Here is a 19,245-nt window from a genome sequence, read left to right as displayed (position 1 = left end):
CTGCACCGCAATATCGACTATATGCCACTATCTCTTAAATGGACCTTCTTTTAAACTACTTCTTAATAGGGAGAAGTTTAATAATGATCACATCGTATATTAGTCACTCTGAGTGTATGCTTCATGACATGGGCCCCTGGCATCCGGAAAGTCCGCATCGGATCTCCTCGATCAACCAGAAGTTGGAACGCTCAGGCCTGGCCCAGGAACTGATGCACTACAGTGCACGTCCTGTCACAGAAGAACAGGTATACCGTGTCCATCCGCAAGCTCACGTTCGTTCGCTGGAACTTAGCCAGCCAGACGAAGGGGATGCCCTGGTCCAGATTGATGATGATACCCTGATCGGTCCTAAAACCATGCACGCGGCAACACTGGCGGCCGGCGCGGTGGTTCGTGGTACAGAACAGATTCTTAAAAATCAGGCGGATAATGTTTTTTGTGCTGTTCGCCCGCCTGGGCATCATGCTGAGCGCGTAGAGAGCATGGGTTTTTGTTTTTTGAATAATGTTGCCATTGGTGTTGAGCACGCACGTCAGAATTTTGGCATCAAACGAGTGGCTATTGTAGATTTTGATGTCCATCATGGGAATGGCACAGTCGATATTTTTAAGAATGATCCTGACGTATTAGTCTGTTCCAGCTTCCAACATCCTTTTTTTCCTTGGCGCTTTGCCGATTCTGAATGGGATAACATAGTCAATACGCCACTAAATGCAGGCTGCCCCGGTTTGGAGTTCAGGAAAAAAGTGGAAGACAGCTGGTTACCGGCACTGCAGATGCACCGCCCTGAAATGATTTTTATCTCAGCCGGTTTTGACGGTCACAAGGATGACCCTATGGGTGAAATTAATCTAACAGAAGAAGATTTCTACTGGGCCACCAAACTGATTATGGATGTTGCCGCAACCTATAGTAACAACCGAATCGTTTCTGTGCTGGAAGGTGGATACAACCTCACGTCTCTGGCACATTCCGCCCATCGGCACATAGAAGCACTAAAGGGTATGTAATTCCTTGTAACGTAATGATTAGAAAAAGAAAAGAGGATGCCAATATCCTCTTTTTTTGTTGTGTTCATGCCGCCAAGCTCATATCCTATAGGATACTAATAAACTGAATACTGAGATCGCTGCCTTTATTTATATCCACGGGAGTAATGAATGGATCCGGCGTTACTTGAAAAGCTTGAGAATTGCCAGACGCTCCCGTCTCTGCCAATTGTTGCCATGCAAGTCATTGAGCATGCCAAACGCGATGACAGTGACTCAAAGACAATTGCCAATATTCTGGAAAAAGATCCAGCCCTTGCCTCCAAAATTGTCGCTCTGGCCAACTCCGCAGCAAACTTTCCGCGTACCCCCATATTAACGATTCAGGATGCCATCACACGTATGGGCCTGGATATGACAATGACACTAGCCCTAAGTTTCTCGTTTGCAAAAGCGATCCATGACTGCAATATGAACAGCATGGACCATGAGAGCTTCTGGAAACGCTGCCTGATCTCTGCTGCAGTTGCACGCGCTATTGCCCACCACTTGAAATTAGACAAACCTGAGCGCTTCTTCCTGGCAGGCTTGATCCAGGATGTAGGCATGCTGGCAATGAATGAGATCGAGTCTGAACGCTATGGCGTGATCTACCATGGTGCACGCAACCATGAAGAACTATACCGTTTTGAGAAGGCGGAGTTTCGTTCTACTCATGTCGAGGTAGGTGCGTGGCTGTTATCCTTTTGGGGAATGCCTGACTTTTACGTCGACTTGATCAAAAACAGTCATGAAACGTGCAATAAAAATAGCGCACCTGAACAGAAAAGCATTGTTTTTGCCAGCAAATATGCAGAGCTCTGGGTACTTGACGATACTCAGGCTCAGATGGGCAAACTGCTTCATGAAGGCGACCAATGCAAGCTGTTTAATAGTGAACAGATCGAAAATATACTGGACCAGGTTAACAGCCAACTCCCCTCAATTAACAGTATTTTTGAAACCAACATTCAGACCCAGTTTAAACCTGCAGAGCTGATAGAAGAGGCCAAGCACCTATTAGTTGAACGCAATCTGAAACTAATGCAACAACTGGCAAATGCGAGAACTGAGATCGCCAATGCCAAAACAGAAATGGCTGAAGTCCGAGCCAGTGAGCAACAGCTCAAGGATCAACTGAAAAAAGATCAACTGACCGGTGTATTTAACCGTTCTTACGTAGAAACTATTTCTGAAAAGGCATATACCCGCTCACTAAGAACCAACACCCCACTCACAGTGATGTTTTTGGATATTGATCACTTTAAACAGGTGAATGATCAATATGGTCACCAAGCCGGTGACTTAGCTCTACGCCAGTTTGCCCGGGCATTGATCAAGTTCTCCGGTAAGCACTGCTATGTAGGCCGCTATGGCGGTGAAGAGTTTGTTGTTATTATGCCGGGAATGTCGACGGATATCGCTGTAACTATCGCAGACCGTATTCGTACCGGCCTGAAGAAAACCCCACTTAAAGTATCTGACAATATTCGCATTACGCTAAGCTCATCAGTGGGCATCGCGACGTTTGCGCCATCACAAGGACAAAAATTCAGTAGTGCAGAAAGCCTACTTGATGCGGCAGATAAAACGATGTACCAAGCTAAAAGAGCAGGTCGGGATCGAGCGATGATTTATGGAGCTAACTGACTGGCTAAAACAGACATGGATACAAAAAGCGCCCGCAAAGGGCGCTGTTTTTAATTCTTGAGTAATGTTTTCCCTACAATAAATCCTCTAGCCATAAATCACGCCAGCTCCCAAATAACTGAGTGGAAAGCTGTTTTAGCACGAATTAACGATTAACAGCCATTAAACTGCGACTCTTATCCTCGACGACTTCTAAGCCCTTTAACAACTCATCACTCCCGATTTCCTGCTGTACAAAGCCCATTGCTAACTGATTCAGACGCTCATTAAGGTCATGATATTTACTGCATTTAGCCGTATCAGACTCAACAGGTAAGGAAGCACCACACTTCTCTCCTTTAATCACATCCTCTAAAACAGCATAGATACTCTGCTTAAATATTACATGAGATATACGCCCAGCAGCAGAATCAGAATACACCTGTACATCAGCCACCTTCTTAGTTGTCTGACCAGCGCTGCACTCTAAAGCCTCGAATAGCGACAGGAAGTCATCCAACTGCGTAGAAACCCGCTGACTCAAATCTGCACTTTGCTCAATACCGGCCAGCATTTGGCTAACCTGTTTATTTAACAAGGTAACAACCTGCCCCACCTCAGCCGCAGTTCCCTTAGTCCTATTGGAGAGATTTTTAACTTCATCGGCCACTACGGCAAAACCTCGCCCGGCTTCACCGGCCCGAGCTGCTTCAACTGATGCATTAAGCGCTAATAAATTGGTTTGATCCGCAATATCAGAGATCAACCTCATCGCATCTTCAACAGACCCGCTGGCATCATTTAGCATTCCTGCCTGCTGCTGCAATTGAGCAATATTCTGAGTAGCCTCATGCAACTGCTGACTCATCGCGTGAATCGCTAAGCTACTGCGTTTAGCAATGGCACTGTTTTCTTCCGCAATGGCATTTACACCGGAAATGGCCTGTTGAATAGCACTCAAGTCCTGCTCACTGTTATGCAAGTCAGAGCGCAGGTGAGCAATATTTAAATGATGCATTCTACCCGTCAAAGCATTTTGCTGGGTAAAATCGACATTTTGCTCAATGGCATGGATAGCGGTATTGATTGAGTTTAATGATTCGACAAAATCCCTAGGCAAGCCAATACCTTTGGCCTCTCTGGAAAAATCATTATTATTAACCCGGGTAAAACAGAGCTTCACTTCCTTAAAGTAAGTCTCAACAAAATCCAAAAACTCATTCACGGCCCAGGCAGCTGAAGATGCTTGCTTCAAATCTTTTGTTTGAGTAACCCTATGATGTAGTTCACCAGACTTGGCCTGAACCAAAACCTGCACCACAACATTAAGCGCCCGATTGAGCGGTAAAATCTGATTGCGGGCATATAAAGTCAATAAAGGAAGCAATATAGCGCTGATAGAAAGCTCATAAGAGAGAGCCTGTCGTAGGTAAGCACTGACCACCAGTAAAGCAGAAAGAATCAGTGCCAACCATAAGGGCCAGACCAGTGCCAATGAAGCATTGATCGGTTTTGAAGTCATTTTGAAGCAGCCTGTAGTCTCATCACAAAGCGTTCGTAGCTGACTCCCTGCCCCTGTAGCAGTTGCTGCAAGAATTCCAGGGAGCGATCCGGCGCTTCCTGACCCGAGGATCTTTGTTCAATCTCCAGCATCTTTTGATAGATCTCTGAAACCTGCCTAATGGCTTCGCGACTTGGCCTGCGCCGCACAGAGAAATAACCTTTCACTTCACCTTTGGAGTTAAGATCAGGTGTGATATTGGCAAACACCCAATAAAATTGGCCATTGGATGTATAGTTTTTAACAAAGCCAAAAAACTCATGTCCCTGTTTCAGCTCCTGCCATAGAAAACGAAACACGCCTCTGGGCATATCAGGGTGCCGAATCAGGTTATGAGGCTTACCCAATAACTCGTGCTCCTCATAACCGGCAATCTGCATAAAAGTCCGGTTAGCATACGTAATATGCCCCCGTGTGTCGGTCTTGGAAATAATCAGGTCTTCAGGCTGAAGAAGCACTTCTTCTGAAGTGTCTAATTGATACGCCAGCATTGTTATTGTTCCTTTGGTTGCGGGCAACCCAAACATAATGCGCTGAAGGGATAATTTTTGAATGACCTGAATCAAGAAAAGTGATGTAAAAACGCCCAGAGAAAGGTAAAAATAGCACTTTCAATTGTTATATTTCTAACGACTATCAACTATTTTAAACAAAATATTTATTAAAAACACTGCCAAAACAATAGATTAGCAATCAGCTACGACATCATACCGCTCTCGAAGTAGCCAACTGACTTCACTTTCGAGGTATATTCGAAAAGTGTTAACTTTAACTAATAGAGCAAATACTAACGAATTATTCCCTTAAACTTATGATTCACATCCTTGGCTGCTATCAAAGCTTTAAGGGTTTTAGAGTGGAACTCGCGACGATAAAGTACTGCAGTGATCAAAACAGTAACGACCATAAAAATCACGGGATGCCAGAACCAACACAATACCGCCAGACCGTAATAATACGCCCTCAAGCCAAAGTTAAACTGATTAGCTGCAAGATCAATCAGATCTGCAGTATGCTCGATATAAGCTGATTTATCTTCCTCTGTAACTATTTTATCCCTGGGTTCAGGGGCTGCACCAATTAAAATTGCACAAAAATTGTACTGACGCATCGACCAGGAGAAAGTAAAAAAGGCATAGACAAAGATAGCGATCAATAATAGGATTTTCAGCTCCCACTCAGTTCGCGAATCTGACGTAGCAAATGGTAACTCAGACAGCAAACCCATCGCCTGCTCCGCAGACCCCAGCATAGTGAACAGAGCCGCCAGAATCAGCAACGAACTGGAAGCAAAGAAGGCACCATTACGCTCCAGATGCGTCATAATAGTAGCATCAGCCACACGCATATCACGCTCTAATAGCCGGGACATCCAGTCGTAGCGATAGCCGTGCATCACACGGGCCAGGCAGGTTTTGCTCTTTAGTGCATATTTGCAGTACAGATAATAAACCGTCCACCAGGCCACAAACCAAGCAAACGATATATAGTCCAGCCATGTGAGATTCATTGCCTGCAACTCAGACATACCAAAAATCCTCTTGATTAATTATGACTTTTATACGATACATGTATAATACCTATTTAATGAGACTAGCGCTTTGAAATATATAGGCTTTTTTCTGCTCACGCTCTGGTCAGCTCTGAGCAGCGCTCAAAGCTGGGATGGATTTATTGCCAGATTAGGCAAGGAAAGCCCCAGCTCGCAACTGCAGCTTACCAATCACTTCTTTAATCAAAATTTACGCTATACCGAAGAAAGAGTAGACCGCTGGCTACTACTGGATGACTTCCTGGCTGCCGGTAAAGGCGACTGCGAAGACTTTGCCATAGGCAAGTACCAAACATTACTTTTTAAAGGGTTTAGGGCTGAAGAATTCAGTTTTATCTATGCTGTTCAGCGGGGGTCGGGGCAGGCACATATCGCGTTGCAGCACAATCCAAGCCAATCGTTACTGGACAGCATTACCGATGAGCTTACTCCTTTAGAAGAGCGCAACGATTTACAACCTATTCTGGCCTTTACTGCCAATGAATTCCAACTACTCAATAATAAGAAAAAACTGACATTGCCTGAGCGCAATCTGCTAAGTCAGTGGCAGCGCATTATCTATCGAGCAGAAAATACTCGACCATATCGTTTAAAGCGCGGTATCGCTTTAGTGGCCAGCGGCGTTAAAAATAACGACCACTAATCACTCTCATTAAAAACCTGAAACAAGGCAAAAACTTGAGTTCAAAGTTTAACATTCCGTTATAAAAAAGCCGGTAGACCATACTCAATCTACCGGCTTTTTTGATCTTCAATCATGCTAAAACAGGTCAAACAAGGTATCACCTCTGATTGGTATTCAGTACAACTAAACCCTGACCTTAAATTAAGCAGAGATTAGATCGCTTCACCCCAAAGATCGTGCTCATCTGCATCAACGATACGCACGCGCACCACATCACCTTCGTTGAAATCAGTCTGGTCCAGCAGGTGTACTTCACCATCAATTTCAGGGGCATCACCTTTGGTACGACCAATCGAGCCATCCTCGCCTACGATATCGATCAGCACATCCATCTCCTGGCCAATTTTCTCCTGGAGCTTTTCTGCACTGATAACCGCCTGTACTTCCATAAAGCGTGCCAGGCGCTCTTCTTTTACCTCTTCCGGTACTTGGCCTTCCAGCTCATTAGCTGGTGCACCTTCGACAGGAGAATAGGTAAAGCAGCCCACACGATCCAGGCGAGCTTCTTTCAGGAAGTCCAGCAGGTATTCAAAATGCTCTTCGGTTTCACCTGGGAAGCCGACAATAAAGGTGCTGCGAATCACAATCTCAGGGCAGATCTCACGCCATTTTTTGATGCGCTCCAGCGTCTTTTCGATATCACCCGGGCGCTTCATCTTCTTCAGCACTTCAGGGTGAGCATGCTGCAGCGGTACATCCAGATACGGCAGAATAGTACCATCAGCCATCAGCGGGATGACATCGTCAACACTTGGATATGGGTAGACATAGTGCAGACGCACCCACACGCCCAGCTCACCCAGTGCCTGACACAGCTCTTTCATGCGCGTCTTCATCGGACGGCCCTGCCAGAAGCCCAGCTTATACTTCTGATCCACACCGTAAGCACTGGTATCCTGAGATACGACTAACAGCTCTTTAACACCGGCATCGACCAGACGCTGGGCTTCATCCATCACACTACCGATAGGACGGCTGTCCAGATCACCACGTAGTGATGGAATAATGCAGAAGGTACAACGATGGTTACAGCCTTCAGAGATCTTCAGGTAAGAGTAGTGACGAGGTGTCAGCTTAACACCCTGTGGCGGTACCAGATCAACAAAAGGATCATGATCTTTTTTCGGCGGCAAATATTCATGCACCGCGCCAACAACCTGCTCATACTGCTGAGGCCCGGATACGCTCAGTACCTGAGGGTGAATTTCACGAATCTCACTTTCGTCAGCCCCCATACAGCCGGTTACGATGACTTTGCCATTTTCTTCCAGCGCTTCCTGAATCGCCTGCAGGGATTCAGCCTTAGCCGCATCAATAAAACCACAGGTGTTTACAACAACCAGATCCGCACCATCGTAGGTTGATGAAATTTCATAGCCCTCGGTACGCAGCTGGGTCAGAATGCGTTCCGAATCAACCAGTGCTTTTGGACAACCCAGACTCACAAAACCGACTTTAGGATTTTCAGCGGACATTCAACAACCTCAGATGGATAAGAAAAAACCCGCGCATTCTAACCCAGAGTGAACAAGGGTTGTAGAGGAAACATAGTCGGGATGGTTAATAGCATTGATATAAAAATGAGATTGATTCTTAGCATCAAAAAAGCCAGCCCAAACGGACTGGCAAAGCTCTAACAAAGTAGATAGCAGTAACGAAAAACTGCGTGAGAAGGCAAAGCACTTCATCAGAAGTACTTTAATTACGCTGAGCGGCCTCTCTACCCGCAGCAAACGCCACTCGATTCATCTCAACCAGAGCCTCAGACTTATGAGCAAAGCGCTTCAACACACTCTGCTCCAGCACATCCGTATCAAAGGGCAACTGCTCAGAGATCGCACCTAGCATAATGGTATTGATCAAACGGCGATCACCTAGTTTGATAGCGATATTACCGGCATCAAAGGCGTGTACCTCGCGCTTATCCTGAATATCGGCAATAGGATCTTCGGGATATTGAAACAGGCCAGAACTTACCACTGGCGGCGACTGGCGATAGGTATTCACCATAGCCACGCCACTGCCTTTCAGATGATTGATCCAGCGCAAAGCCTCGGCAGGCTCAAACGCCACCAGCACATCGGCTTCTCCCTCTGCAATAGACGGTGAATGCACACGGGGACCAAAACGCACATGAGAGGTCACAACGCCTCCGCGCTGAGCCATGCCCGCTACTTCAGTTTTTTTCACATCCATACCCATGAATAGGGCGGACTCGGCCAAAATCTCAGCCGCCGTCATCACGCCCTGGCCACCGATACCGGCCACTAATATGTTGGTAATACCTTGCGCACCCATTACTTCACCTCCACAGCCAGATTTTCCACTGCCAGCCCCTCAGGAGCCTCGTAACCGTTACCCACCACAGGGCCTGCAGGCACAATGGCATTCGGCGCACAGGTATTTACACACAGATTACAACCGGTACAGGCACTGGTATCGATATCACAGAAAGCCAGCTCCTTCTCTTTACCGTTCGGTTTAACCACAGTCTCACGGCGGGTCACCAGAATGGCCGGACAGCCCACATCCAGACAGTTACCACAACCGGTACAATCCTTCTCTTCAACGGTCAGCGGCTGCATCGCTTTATAGCGCTCGGTCAGTACACAGGGCTGATTAGTGATAATCACAGAGACATCATCAACCTTGGTTTCATCACGCAGCGCTTTAAACAGGGTTGGCAGCTCGTAAGGATCAAGAGTATGAATACGCTCTTTTTTCACGCCCAAGGCTTCAACCAGTTGCGGGAAGTTCACCTGAGCAGTTTGCTCTCCCTGTAGATTGATACCGCTGGAAGGTGCATTCTGACCTCCGGTCATACCCACCGCACGGTTATCCAGCAGCAGGATGGTGGCATTACCTTTGTTATAGGTCAGATCCAGTAGACCTTGCATGCCCATATGCAGGAAGGTGGAATCACCAATCACAGCGACTACCTTTTTATTGGCATCTTCCGGCTGACGACCTTTATCCAGACCCAACGCCACCCCCATAGAAGCCCCCATACTGATACAGGTATCCAGCGCATTCCATGGATGACCGGCACCCAGGGTGTAACAACCGATATCACCGGAGATATAGGTATTTCTCACTTTAGACAGTGTGTAGTAAACCCCCCAGATGCGGACAGGCGACACACATGGTGGGCGGACGCGGGAATACCTCCTGGGCCGCTGCAATCAGCTCAGGCTTGGCCTCGCCGCTCTGCTCCTGCTCACCCTCGATGGCTTTTTTCAGTACACCCGGTGTCAGTTCACCCTGTTTCGGCAGAATAGACTTACCCTCCAGGGCGATGCCTTCCGCTTTTAACTCTTTCTCCAGCAGAGGCTCAACCTCTTCCACCAGAATCAGACGTTCAACGGTTTGACTAGATGCTCGTATTTTTTCTACAGCCACCGGGTAGCTGAAGCCCAGTTTCAGCACAGGCGCATCGGGATAAGCTTCTTTAACATGTTGATAGGCGACACCTGAAACGACGAAGCCCAGATCGCTGCATTCGCCTTCTTCCACCCAGTTCAACTCAGACTGTTCAGCAGCCTCGGTCAAGATACCATCCCGCTCCAGCATCATAGGAATGCGGTGCTTAGCATTACCCGGCACCATCACCAAGCGGGTTGGATCTTTAACAAAACCCTGTTTCGGTTCAGCGGTGGTCGGCTCTTTCAGCTCCAGAGTACCTTTTACATGACAGATACGGGTGGTAACGCGCACAAGCACCGGTACCTGATATTGCTCAGACAGATCAAACGCCAGGCGGGTGAATGCGTAAGCTTCCTGAGTATCGCTCGGCTCCAGCACAGGTACATGGGCAAAACGCCCCCAGTAACGGGAATCCTGCTCATTCTGAGACGACGACAAACCCACATCATCAGCCACCACAATCACCAGACCGCCAATAGCACCAATCAGGGTTTGCGTCATCAGCGCATCCGACGCTACATTCAGGCCTACATGCTTCATGGCACACAGGGCACGGCTGCCTGCCAGCGAAGCACCAATAGCCACCTCAAGTGATACTTTTTCGTTAATCGACCACTCTGAATAAATATCACTATATTGCGATATATATTCCAGAATTTCTGTCGAAGGAGTACCTGGGTAAGCTGAAGCAACTTTTACATTAGCATCCCTGGCAGCGAGTGAAATAGCCTCATTACCCGAGACAAATAATCTTTTATCCGTATTTACAGGAGATCTGGCGTTCAAATGGGTCGTCCTCAATCAAAGGTTATCTCTTATCAAGCTCTGCAACAAAGTATTACTTAATACTTAACCCGCATTATCATTTGTGTATTATTTATTTGACGGGCGTAGCCATGCTAAAAGGAAGTTAATCTTTTCTTGTTGACACATATCAATACAATCCCGACCCAAGACTAAAGGTGCAGTTGTACTTAAATACCGCAAATACGAAGACATTCACTCAAGACTATGTACAATATCTTCGCCAGGATTTCGGGAGGCCTACATGATTACGGATCCACACGACACAAACGCTGCAGACAAGAATACAGAGTCAACCAGTAGCAGCTTGCTGTTAACCCTAAACAATGAATTGCAGCACAACTCATCAGAAGTCATAGAATTGCGACTGGACCAGGTCATCCCGGACCCAGACCAACCCCGCCAGACTTTTGATGAAGACAGTCTACTGGATCTGGCCCAAAGTATTCAGGAAAACGGTCTGCTGCAACCTATCGTAGTCCAGCCCACCGGTCATGCAGATCAATACAGAATTGTGATAGGTGAGCGCCGTTGGCGCGCCCATCAGTTTACGGATAAAACCGCTATCCCTGCACTGATTCGCAGCCCCAACGACGTTGATGTACTTGCCCTGCAGATTATCGAAAATAATCAACGAGAAGATGTCGCACCACTGGAAGAAGCTAAAGCCTTACAGAAAATGGTCGCGCTCGCCGGTAGTAAAAAGCAGGTTGCAGAAGCCATTGGCCGCTCCCCCAGCTGGCTATCCAAACGCTTATCTCTGCTAAACGCCCCTGATGCGGTCCAGAACCTGGCAACGACCAGTGCCGTGCAGGATATTAATACCTTGAACAGCCTGGCTAAACTGCACCAGGAAGATGAAGCAACGGCTGACCGTTTGATTGCCGAAGCGATGGAAGGTAATAGTGAGGGTGGCTTACGCGCCAAGGTTGAGCAAGCTCGGAAGGAGCTTAGTTTAAGTAGCCAAATTAAAGAACACGACCAAACTCGGGAGCACTCTCAAAGCCAGAGCCCACTGCCGGAAAGCCATTATCCTGAACTTGTGACAGACGCTTCGACCTTCGGCCAAAACCAGAGTCAAAGCAAAGCCAATCGATCAGACAGTGATCCTCTGGTTTGTTTGATTAAAGAGTTTAAACACCTGCCTCTGGCTCAACTGACAGGTATTGAGTTACTCAGCCTGCCACTGGCTCAGCTGGAGAAAAAGTTCACCCAATTCCTGCAGTTACAGAACAATCTAGGCTCAGCCAGCCTACAGCCTCTTTGGCAACAATTTGTCCAGGAGCATAGGCAGCACTAGCCCCCCCCTTGTTTCACAGGAAAGCCAGGTTGAGGCTGTAACACTAATCCACGTTTCTAGAAAAGACTGCGACTCAATGCTTCTTGGATTCAAGTAATAAATTGCAGTCTGTTTCGCTATCTCAAACGCCGTTAGCCAAAAACACGCTTTATAAGAAAACCCTCAATTAGTATAATCCTACTAAACTGACTATATGAGGTATGACTCCATGGCACTGACTACCCAGGATTTTGTTGCTCAAGCTAAAAGCGCTATTGAGGAATGTGATGTAGCTACAGCTGCACAACGCTTACAAGAGGGTGCACTAGCACTGGATGTACGCGAACCCCAGGAATTTATGCAGGGTCATATACCCAATGCGGTTGATCTACCCCGTGGCGTGATTGAGTTCCGTGCCCCTGAACACCCAGCTCTAAGTGATAAGGATCGTGAGATTATTGTTTACTGCCAAGCTGGCGGCCGCGGCGCTCTGGCCACATATACCCTGCAACAGATGGGCTTTACTAAGGTAATTAATATGCTGGGTGGCTATGGTGCATGGCTGGAAGCGGGTAACCAGGAAGAGAAAGCACCAGAAGAGTGGCGTTAAAAAGGCTGACAGACACAAGCTTCTGCCAATAGTAAAAAACAAAGGCCATTAGAAACAATGGCCTTTGTTAGCGTTGTTCCAATGAGAGTAGATTAACTACGCTCAATCTCAGCACGACGTGCGCGGGTTAAGAAGCGATCCGTAGTTTTCTCAGCAGCGATAGACACCATCTCTCCCAGCTTATCCATAAAGCCTGTTTTCACTTCGTAGGTGACCAAATAAACATCAGACTCGTCACAAGCATCCATTAGATACTCATCACTGGTCTTGATAGCATCAATCAAGCCCAGATCCATCGCCTGTACGCCATACCAGACATCGCCATTAGCAACCTGAGACAGATCCAATTCCGGACGCTGCTGATGAATGTAATCTTTAAACAGGTCATGGGTTTCGTTCAGATCATGAACAAATTTCTTACGCCCTTCCTCTGTATTTTCACCAAACACAGTCATGGTGCGCTTGTACTCACCCGCAGTCAGTACTTCATAGTCGATATCATTCTTCTTCAACAGACGATGAAAGTTTGGAATCTGAGCCACTACACCGATAGATCCCACTATCGCAAAAGGGGCCGCCAGAATCTTATTGGCAGTGCATGCCATCATATAACCGCCACTGGCCGCTACCTCATCGACACAGACAGTCAGGTTAATCTGCTTGCTGGTAATACGCTGTAACTGGGAAGCCGCCAGACCGTAGCTATGCACCATACCACCGCCACTTTCCAGCTTAACCACAACCTCATCCTGCTCAGGACGGGCAATAGTCAGTACCGCTGAGATGGTTTCACGCAAAGAAGCCACATCAGACGCACGGATGTCACCATCAAAATTAAGCACGAACATACGCTTACGGCCATCGTCATGATAAGGCTGACCTTTTTTGTGCTTGGTGGCTTTATGTTTTTCTTTTTCAGCTTTTTTCTCTACTTTGGCTTCATGCTCAAACAGAGATTTTTCAAATACTGCTTCTTTAATGCCTTGCGTGGTATGAGCCAGCTTCTCATTCAGATGCTCAATCTCAATTTCACCTTCACCCGGTTTCTTCTTATTCTGGCTTGCAGCCACAATAATTGTCAAAATACTTCCAACAAACAGCACAACTAAAGTCACTGTTTTTGCAAGGAAAATTCCATATTCACTAAAAAAATCGTACACGGACAACTCCCACATTCTTTTCTGCCAGTAAGCATACAGCATGCCTAAATTACTGTGTATCATTTTTAGATTAAAGTACTGCAGCTTGCACTAATCACCTGTAAAGCTGCGAAACAAAGTATCTAAGAACACTGGATACGCCTTTTTTCTCCATCCTGAGAGGAGAATATCAAAATACTTATGTTTCGCTGGCTATAATTTTAAGTACAACAAGGGGTTGATTCAAACGTATGTTTGAAATAAGCTTGAATGATCAACACAACAATTAGATATAAGGTCTTAGCCATGACAGATGTAGCCACCACTCTGAACAATCTTCAAAACAAATTCAATGCTGATGCCGCTCAGGGCATGGATGAAGTGTTCCAATTCTGCATCTCTGACGATAATGATTACTTTATCGAAATCAAAGATGGCGCTTGCATCATCGAAACAGGCGAGCACGATGATCCATCTGTAACTCTGAAGATGAACAAAGATACCCTGAAAGGCCTGCTATCCGGTGAAGTAAACGGTATGACTGCGTTTATGACCGGAAAGGTAAAAGCTGAAGGTAATATGATGCTTGCGACCAAGCTGAATAGCCTATTCGATATGTAAGTAAAACGGTTATATCTGAAAGAGTTTAGAAACAGCACTTTCAGACAACCGGATTACTGCTTCTCGCCTGCCGATGCGCTTTAGTCTTTCGACTAAAGCGCATTTTTATATGTCAAAGAGCAGATCCCACTGATTCATTGAACAGCAATCAGCCCTAATCCATCCAGCTTCAACTTGCTTTAACAGGTTGTGATTAATTCCGCGTTACGGTTCGCATAGTAACAAACTCTTCCGCCCCTGTTGGGTGGATACCAATGGTGCTATCAAACATCGCCTTAGTCGCACCGGCTTTAATAGCCACACCGATACCCTGCATCACTTCGCCGGCATCCTGGCCCACCATATGGGCACCCACCACTTTATCCGAGGTAGCATCCACTACCAGCTTCATCAGATGACGCTCTTCAGAACCTGACAGGGTATGCTTCAGAGGACGGAAAGACGCGCTATAAATAGCGACCTGATCGAACTGTTCACGAGCCTGCTCTTCGGTCAAACCGACTGTTGCTATATTGGGATGGCAGAACACCGCCGTTGGAATATTACTGTAATCCATAGTTTTAGTCGGTAGTTCAGGCTGGAACAGGTTATTCACTAGTACCATAGCCTCAGCCAGTGCTACCGGTGTCAGCTGCATACGGTTGATCACATCGCCCAGTGCATAGATAGACGGCACACTGGTTTGGAACCCTTCAGATACCTGAATCGCACCGCCACGACCAGTTTCAACGCCAACCGTTTCAAGACCCAGACCATCAATATTCGGTACACGACCTGTAGCACATAGCACCAGATCCACTTCCAGTTGACTACCATCGGTCAGAGTAACCAGCAAACCCGAGTCTTGTTTCTCAACCTGCTGAATATTCACTTCCAGATGGAAGTTCACGCCTTTTTTGCGAATCTCATCACAGGCGAACTGGCGCACCTCTTCGTCGAAGCCACGCAGAGGCAGCTCGCCACGGTAAACCAGGTGACTTTCCGCACCCAAGCCCTGGAAAATACCGGCAAATTCCACCGCAATATAACCGCCGCCCAGCACCAGGGTACGCTTAGGAAATTCCTCCAAATAGAACACTTCATCAGAGCTGACCGTATGCTCACTGCCCGGGAACTCAGGCGTAAAAGGCTTGGCACCCGTGGCAATCAGGATATATTCCGTTGTATAGGTTTTGCCATCTACTTCAACTTCATTAGCACCTTTAACGGAAGCGTAGCCCTCAACCAGTTCAACACCAGAGTTCACCAGCAGGTTATGGTAGATGCCATTTAAGCGCTCAATCTCTTTGGTTTTGTTATCGCGCAATGTTGGCCAATCAAAGCTCTGTGCACCAACAGACCAACCAAAACCTGCGGCCTGTTCAAACTCTTCATGAAAGTGAGAACCATAGGAGAACAGTTTCTTCGGCACACAACCGATATTCACACAAGTACCGCCCAGAAAACGGCCTTCAGCTACCGCGACTTTTTTACCTAAACCTGCAGCGGTACGTGCTGCACGAACACCACCGGAGCCCGCACCGATAACAAACAGATCAAAATCAAAACGACTCATAGAAATTCCTTAGCTTGTCACTCAGTTATTCAGCACAGTCTAACATAAGCCCTAAGAAATTTTAGATACAAAAAAACCGGCTGAATTAATCAGCCGGTCAAAGAGGCAAAACAGATTACAATGTAAATCCCGAACACCCGTACCTGAAGAATGCAATGGCACACTCAAACCAAAACATTCATCTTCAGGACTGAGTGTTTATCAGCCTCCGCCGAAACGGAAGCTGACTGAGTGGCAGCTCATCGGGATAGGATTGAGCACAAATCGGTTAAACCTCAAATTATGCATCAGCAGCCAAACCGATCTTATTTTCGGCCATAATGGCTTCAATTTCCGGCAGGCTGGCAGGATCATCAATCGTGGATGGCACCTGATACTCCTTTCCGTCTGCAATAGAGCGCAGAATATTACGCAGGATCTTACCGGAACGGGTCTTGGGCAGACGATCTACCACGATGGTTTGCTTATAACACGCCACTGCACCGATCTCGGAACGTACCAGTGCTGCCAATTCCGCTTCAATGGCTTCATCGGAAGCGTTATAGCCATCTTTCGTGGTCACCAGTCCAACCGGAAGCTGACCTTTCAGCTCATCATTCACACCGATTACCGCACACTCAGCCACACCTTCATGAGACGCAATAATCTCTTCCATCTCACCGGTAGACAAACGGTGACCCGCAACGTTAATCACATCATCGGTACGACCCATGATAAAGATATAACCATCTTCATCGATATAACCGCCATCCCCCGTCAGGTAGTAACCATCAAAGGTGGATAGGTAAGAGTTCTGGAAACGATCCGGATCGCCATAAACTGTGGTCAGAGAGCCTGGAGCCATCGGCAGCTTAATACAAACACTACCCTGCTCACCCGCAGGCATCTGATTGCCTTTGCTGTCCAGAATCTGCACGTTAAAGCCTGCAGTCGGTACTGTAGCAGAACCCGCTTTAGCTTCACGGGGCTCAATACCCATCTGGTTGGAAGCAATCGCCCAACCTGTTTCGGTTTGCCACCAGTGATCCACTACCGGAACACCGACCAGCTCTTGCAGCCAGTAGAAAGTTGGCGGATCCAGACGCTCACCAGCCAGGAACAGGTTTTTCAGCGAAGAGATATCGTACTTCTTCAGCTCTTCACCGTTTGGATCTTCTTTCTTCACAGCACGGAAAGCAGTCGGTGCGGTGAAGAAGGCTTTGATCTTGTATTCTTCAATCAAACGCCAGAAAGCGCCGCAATCCGGGGTACGTACCGGCTTACCTTCGTAAACGATGGTGGTACAACCCGCCAGCAGCGGTGCATAAACAATATAGGAGTGACCCACAACCCAACCCACGTCGGAAGCCGCCATAAAGACTTCACCTGGGTTCATATCATAGATCGCCTTCATGCTGTACTTCATCGCCACAGCATGACCACCATTGTCGCGTACAACACCTTTAGGCTTACCGGTTGTACCCGACGTATAAAGAATATACAGAGGGTCAGTCGCTTTTACTGGCGTGCACGGTGCAGGCTGTGCATCAGCGATAATTTCCTGCCAATCAAAGTCACGACCTTCGATCAGTTCAGCAGTTTCCTGTGGACGTTGCAGCAGTACACAGAAGTCCGGCTTATGCTCAGCCAGCTCAATGGCTTTATCCAGCATCGCCTTGTAAGGAATCACTTTTTGGATTTCGATACCACAAGATGCTGATACAATCGCCTTTGGCTTCGCATCATCAATACGTACCGCTAACTCATGTGGCGCAAAGCCACCAAACACAACAGAGTGCACAGCCCCCAAACGGGCACAGGCCAGCATTGCAACAACCGCCTCACTCACCATCGGCATATAGATGATGACACGATCGCCTTTCTCTATACCTTGAGCCGCTAAAGCACCGGCAAAGGTGGCGACTTGATCACGCAGTTCAGAGTAAGTCAGACTCTTTTTACTATCAGTCACAGGGGAATCGTAATACACCGCGACCTGATTACCACGACCGTTTTCGACGTGATAGTCCAACGCGGCGTAGCAGGTATTCAGCTCTCCATCGACAAACCAGCGGTCTGTGCCAAACTCATCTTTACCCAGAATTTGATTGGGTTTGGTATGCCAAGGAATATCTTCAGCTTTTTCCGCCCAGAAAACTTCCGGTTGATTGATCGATTTTTCGTATTCGGCCTGATAGGTCATGGGATAAGACCCCTTTTTGTATTTGTTATGATTAAGTATTAACTTTTTCGGGGTTATGATTGTCGACACATCACCCCCGAGATCGTCGACAACTTTAATAGAAAATACTGATTTTGAAACTAAGACAAAAGGTGAAGATCAGCCTACAGCCTTATATACAGAGGCATACAGCGGTTTTTGCATACTAAACAACCAACCATTAAACTGTCGACAACCCTATATATTAGAAAGTGTAATACTAAAGCAGACCCGCAAAAATGTTGACAATTACAATAAAGTGAATACTCGACTTTAATCCCAAGCAATCTCCCTTTATAATCAACCGCTTTGTGGAAATGAGACTAATTTTTGTTGAACTCCGCAAGATTTATACTAACATCAATAAAAACTAAATTAGTTCTAGCGAGTAATATAAATGGCGACTTTCGAGGAATCTGTCCAAGAAAAAGTTGATATCGTGTCAATGCGTGACAATGCCAAAGCGGCTACGGCACTGCTGAAAGCACTAGCAAACGAAAACAGACTGATGATTCTTTGCTACTTAGAAGGAAAAGAACTGTCGGTAAGTGAACTGAATGAGTCACTGGATCTAAGCCAGTCCGCTCTTTCCCAACACCTGGCGGTTCTGCGTCGGGATAATCTGGTAAAAACCCGTCGCGAGTCTCAGACAATTTACTATTCTCTGAATGGCGACCGGGCAAGCACAATTATTCGGACGCTGCACGAGATGTACTGCCCAACCGAATAAATGTAAACTTCTTAATCGCAGGGGGGCGGGAGGATTGAGCAGATCGTTATCGAGCAACTGCCTACTCCCAACATTAAGACTGACTTTTATAAGAACCAATCTCAGATTTAGCCTCATTAACCACTATTATCATAGCCCATTCCATTTCGACATACAGTGATTAAACCGCACCCCTGCACCTCTCTTTTTTAACTTTCAGAAAGCATAGGTAAGGAAACCTGCCTTTCTTGAATATGTAATGCTGCACTTCAGAAAAGGTAAAGTCTAAAATATGGATTGTCACAGAAGATTTTTGAAAGGGCTAAAACTAAAAAAGCACCATGCTTAAGCTATGGTGCCCGGGGCCGGAATCGAACCGGCACGGTGTTACCACCGAGGGATTTTAAGTCCCTTGCGTCTACCAATTTCGCCACCCGGGCTTATTGG

Annotated in this window: 17 protein-coding genes and 1 tRNA gene; 7 read left to right on the top strand and 11 right to left on the bottom strand. The window is 46.8% G+C overall.

The window, feature by feature from the left end; translation table 11 throughout:
- The first annotated feature begins 83 nt into the window (after positions 1–83).
- Together H579_RS0121305 and H579_RS0121300 are read left to right on the top strand one after the other, a co-directional pair.
- Positions 84–1,013 carry a histone deacetylase family protein gene (locus tag H579_RS0121305; protein ID WP_028302342.1) on the top strand — a complete coding sequence of 310 codons (930 nt, stop codon included), beginning with the start codon at positions 84–86 and terminating at the stop codon, positions 1,011–1,013.
- A 150-nt stretch (positions 1,014–1,163) separates the two neighbouring features.
- Positions 1,164–2,681, top strand: coding sequence for a sensor domain-containing diguanylate cyclase (locus H579_RS0121300; protein WP_036567111.1), 1,518 nt, complete (start codon positions 1,164–1,166; stop codon positions 2,679–2,681).
- 145 nt (positions 2,682–2,826) lie between these two features.
- Here the strand turns inward: H579_RS0121300 and H579_RS29970 are convergent, their stop codons facing one another.
- The 3 genes from H579_RS29970 to H579_RS0121285 form a co-directional block, all read right to left on the bottom strand.
- The gene (locus H579_RS29970) at positions 2,827–4,182 is read right to left on the bottom strand and encodes a methyl-accepting chemotaxis protein (RefSeq protein ID WP_028302340.1); all 1,356 of its coding nucleotides are present in this window, start codon (positions 4,180–4,182) and stop codon (positions 2,827–2,829) included.
- Positions 4,179–4,712: a PAS domain-containing protein gene (locus H579_RS0121290; protein ID WP_028302339.1), complete on the bottom strand. Its 534-nt coding sequence runs from the start codon at positions 4,710–4,712 to the stop codon at positions 4,179–4,181. Before H579_RS0121290 ends, H579_RS29970 begins: the two co-directional genes overlap by 4 nt.
- A 296-nt stretch (positions 4,713–5,008) precedes the next feature.
- Complete coding sequence (locus H579_RS0121285) at positions 5,009–5,749, bottom strand: DUF599 domain-containing protein (RefSeq protein WP_102049406.1); 741 nt, start codon at positions 5,747–5,749, stop codon at positions 5,009–5,011.
- A gap of 73 nt (positions 5,750–5,822) precedes the next feature.
- On the opposite strand from H579_RS0121285, the gene H579_RS0121280 reads away from it, so the two are divergent.
- Positions 5,823–6,416 carry a transglutaminase-like cysteine peptidase gene (locus H579_RS0121280; protein ID WP_028302337.1) on the top strand — a complete coding sequence of 198 codons (594 nt, stop codon included), beginning with the start codon at positions 5,823–5,825 and terminating at the stop codon, positions 6,414–6,416.
- A 194-nt stretch (positions 6,417–6,610) separates the two neighbouring features.
- Here the strand turns inward: H579_RS0121280 and rimO are convergent, their stop codons facing one another.
- From rimO to H579_RS29780, 4 genes are all read right to left on the bottom strand, one after another.
- Positions 6,611–7,933, bottom strand: a complete 1,323-nt coding sequence (gene rimO / locus H579_RS0121275; RefSeq protein WP_028302336.1) for a 30S ribosomal protein S12 methylthiotransferase RimO — start codon at positions 7,931–7,933, stop codon at positions 6,611–6,613.
- 223 nt (positions 7,934–8,156) lie between these two features.
- Positions 8,157–8,756 carry an indolepyruvate oxidoreductase subunit beta gene (locus tag H579_RS0121270; RefSeq protein WP_028302335.1) on the bottom strand — a complete coding sequence of 200 codons (600 nt, stop codon included), beginning with the start codon at positions 8,754–8,756 and terminating at the stop codon, positions 8,157–8,159.
- The gene (locus H579_RS29785; RefSeq protein ID WP_245583333.1) at positions 8,756–9,553 is read right to left on the bottom strand and encodes a thiamine pyrophosphate-dependent enzyme; all 798 of its coding nucleotides are present in this window, start codon (positions 9,551–9,553) and stop codon (positions 8,756–8,758) included. The genes H579_RS0121270 and H579_RS29785 overlap by 1 nt, the downstream gene beginning before the upstream one ends.
- A gap of 1 nt (position 9,554) precedes the next feature.
- On the bottom strand, positions 9,555–10,667 hold the full coding sequence (locus H579_RS29780; protein WP_245583332.1) for an indolepyruvate ferredoxin oxidoreductase subunit alpha: 1,113 nt from the start codon (positions 10,665–10,667) through the stop codon (positions 9,555–9,557).
- Positions 10,668–10,929: 262 nt separating this feature from the next.
- Between H579_RS29780 and H579_RS28220 the strand changes: the two genes are divergently transcribed.
- Together H579_RS28220 and H579_RS0121255 are read left to right on the top strand one after the other, a co-directional pair.
- Positions 10,930–11,985 (top strand): ParB/RepB/Spo0J family partition protein, encoded by a 1,056-nt coding sequence (locus H579_RS28220; RefSeq protein ID WP_051228147.1) that lies wholly within the window; start codon positions 10,930–10,932, stop codon positions 11,983–11,985.
- A 208-nt stretch (positions 11,986–12,193) separates the two neighbouring features.
- A complete protein-coding gene (locus H579_RS0121255; protein ID WP_028302334.1) occupies positions 12,194–12,574 on the top strand; it encodes a rhodanese-like domain-containing protein in 381 nt (126 codons plus the stop codon).
- Positions 12,575–12,666: 92 nt separating this feature from the next.
- Here the strand turns inward: H579_RS0121255 and sohB are convergent, their stop codons facing one another.
- Positions 12,667–13,734: a protease SohB gene (gene sohB / locus H579_RS0121250; RefSeq protein ID WP_028302333.1), complete on the bottom strand. Its 1,068-nt coding sequence runs from the start codon at positions 13,732–13,734 to the stop codon at positions 12,667–12,669.
- Between the two features lie 285 nt (positions 13,735–14,019).
- On the opposite strand from sohB, the gene H579_RS0121245 reads away from it, so the two are divergent.
- Positions 14,020–14,334 carry an SCP2 sterol-binding domain-containing protein gene (locus tag H579_RS0121245; protein ID WP_028302332.1) on the top strand — a complete coding sequence of 105 codons (315 nt, stop codon included), beginning with the start codon at positions 14,020–14,022 and terminating at the stop codon, positions 14,332–14,334.
- A gap of 193 nt (positions 14,335–14,527) precedes the next feature.
- Here H579_RS0121245 and gorA read toward each other — a convergent pair whose 3' ends face one another.
- Entirely contained in the window at positions 14,528–15,889 is a 1,362-nt protein-coding gene (gorA, locus tag H579_RS0121240; protein WP_028302331.1) for a glutathione-disulfide reductase, read from the bottom strand.
- 280 nt (positions 15,890–16,169) lie between these two features.
- Positions 16,170–18,071, bottom strand: a complete 1,902-nt coding sequence (locus H579_RS0121235) for a propionyl-CoA synthetase (RefSeq protein WP_028302330.1) — start codon at positions 18,069–18,071, stop codon at positions 16,170–16,172.
- Between the two features lie 463 nt (positions 18,072–18,534).
- Between H579_RS0121235 and H579_RS0121230 the strand changes: the two genes are divergently transcribed.
- Positions 18,535–18,819 carry an ArsR/SmtB family transcription factor gene (locus H579_RS0121230; RefSeq protein ID WP_028302329.1) on the top strand — a complete coding sequence of 95 codons (285 nt, stop codon included), beginning with the start codon at positions 18,535–18,537 and terminating at the stop codon, positions 18,817–18,819.
- A 332-nt stretch (positions 18,820–19,151) separates the two neighbouring features.
- Here the strand turns inward: H579_RS0121230 and H579_RS0121225 are convergent.
- Positions 19,152–19,238 (bottom strand) — tRNA-Leu (locus H579_RS0121225).
- Positions 19,239–19,245: the final 7 nt, after the last annotated feature.

Origin of the sequence: Oceanospirillum beijerinckii DSM 7166 (assembly GCF_000422425.1) — a bacterium.
Taxonomy (GTDB): domain Bacteria; phylum Pseudomonadota; class Gammaproteobacteria; order Pseudomonadales; family Halomonadaceae; genus Oceanospirillum; species Oceanospirillum beijerinckii.
Note: the sequence above shows the minus strand (reverse complement) of the source record. Positions and strands in the feature narration are given on the sequence as shown.

Bases quoted from the DNA above. Each gene is read 5' to 3' on its own strand.
- H579_RS0121305 (WP_028302342.1), top strand. From the start codon at position 84: ATGATCACATCGTATATTAGTCACTCTGAGTGTATGCTTCATGACATG.
- H579_RS0121300 (WP_036567111.1), top strand. From the start codon at position 1,164: ATGGATCCGGCGTTACTTGAAAAGCTTGAGAATTGCCAGACGCTCCCG.
- H579_RS29970 (WP_028302340.1), bottom strand. From the start codon at position 4,182: ATGACTTCAAAACCGATCAATGCTTCATTGGCACTGGTCTGGCCCTTA.
- H579_RS0121290 (WP_028302339.1), bottom strand. From the start codon at position 4,712: ATGCTGGCGTATCAATTAGACACTTCAGAAGAAGTGCTTCTTCAGCCT.
- H579_RS0121285 (WP_102049406.1), bottom strand. From the start codon at position 5,749: ATGTCTGAGTTGCAGGCAATGAATCTCACATGGCTGGACTATATATCG.
- rimO (WP_028302336.1), bottom strand. From the start codon at position 7,933: ATGTCCGCTGAAAATCCTAAAGTCGGTTTTGTGAGTCTGGGTTGTCCA.
- H579_RS0121270 (WP_028302335.1), bottom strand. From the start codon at position 8,756: ATGGGTGCGCAAGGTATTACCAACATATTAGTGGCCGGTATCGGTGGC.
- H579_RS28220 (WP_051228147.1), top strand. From the start codon at position 10,930: ATGATTACGGATCCACACGACACAAACGCTGCAGACAAGAATACAGAG.
- H579_RS0121255 (WP_028302334.1), top strand. From the start codon at position 12,194: ATGGCACTGACTACCCAGGATTTTGTTGCTCAAGCTAAAAGCGCTATT.
- H579_RS0121245 (WP_028302332.1), top strand. From the start codon at position 14,020: ATGACAGATGTAGCCACCACTCTGAACAATCTTCAAAACAAATTCAAT.
- gorA (WP_028302331.1), bottom strand. From the start codon at position 15,889: ATGAGTCGTTTTGATTTTGATCTGTTTGTTATCGGTGCGGGCTCCGGT.
- H579_RS0121235 (WP_028302330.1), bottom strand. From the start codon at position 18,071: ATGACCTATCAGGCCGAATACGAAAAATCGATCAATCAACCGGAAGTT.
- H579_RS0121230 (WP_028302329.1), top strand. From the start codon at position 18,535: ATGCGTGACAATGCCAAAGCGGCTACGGCACTGCTGAAAGCACTAGCA.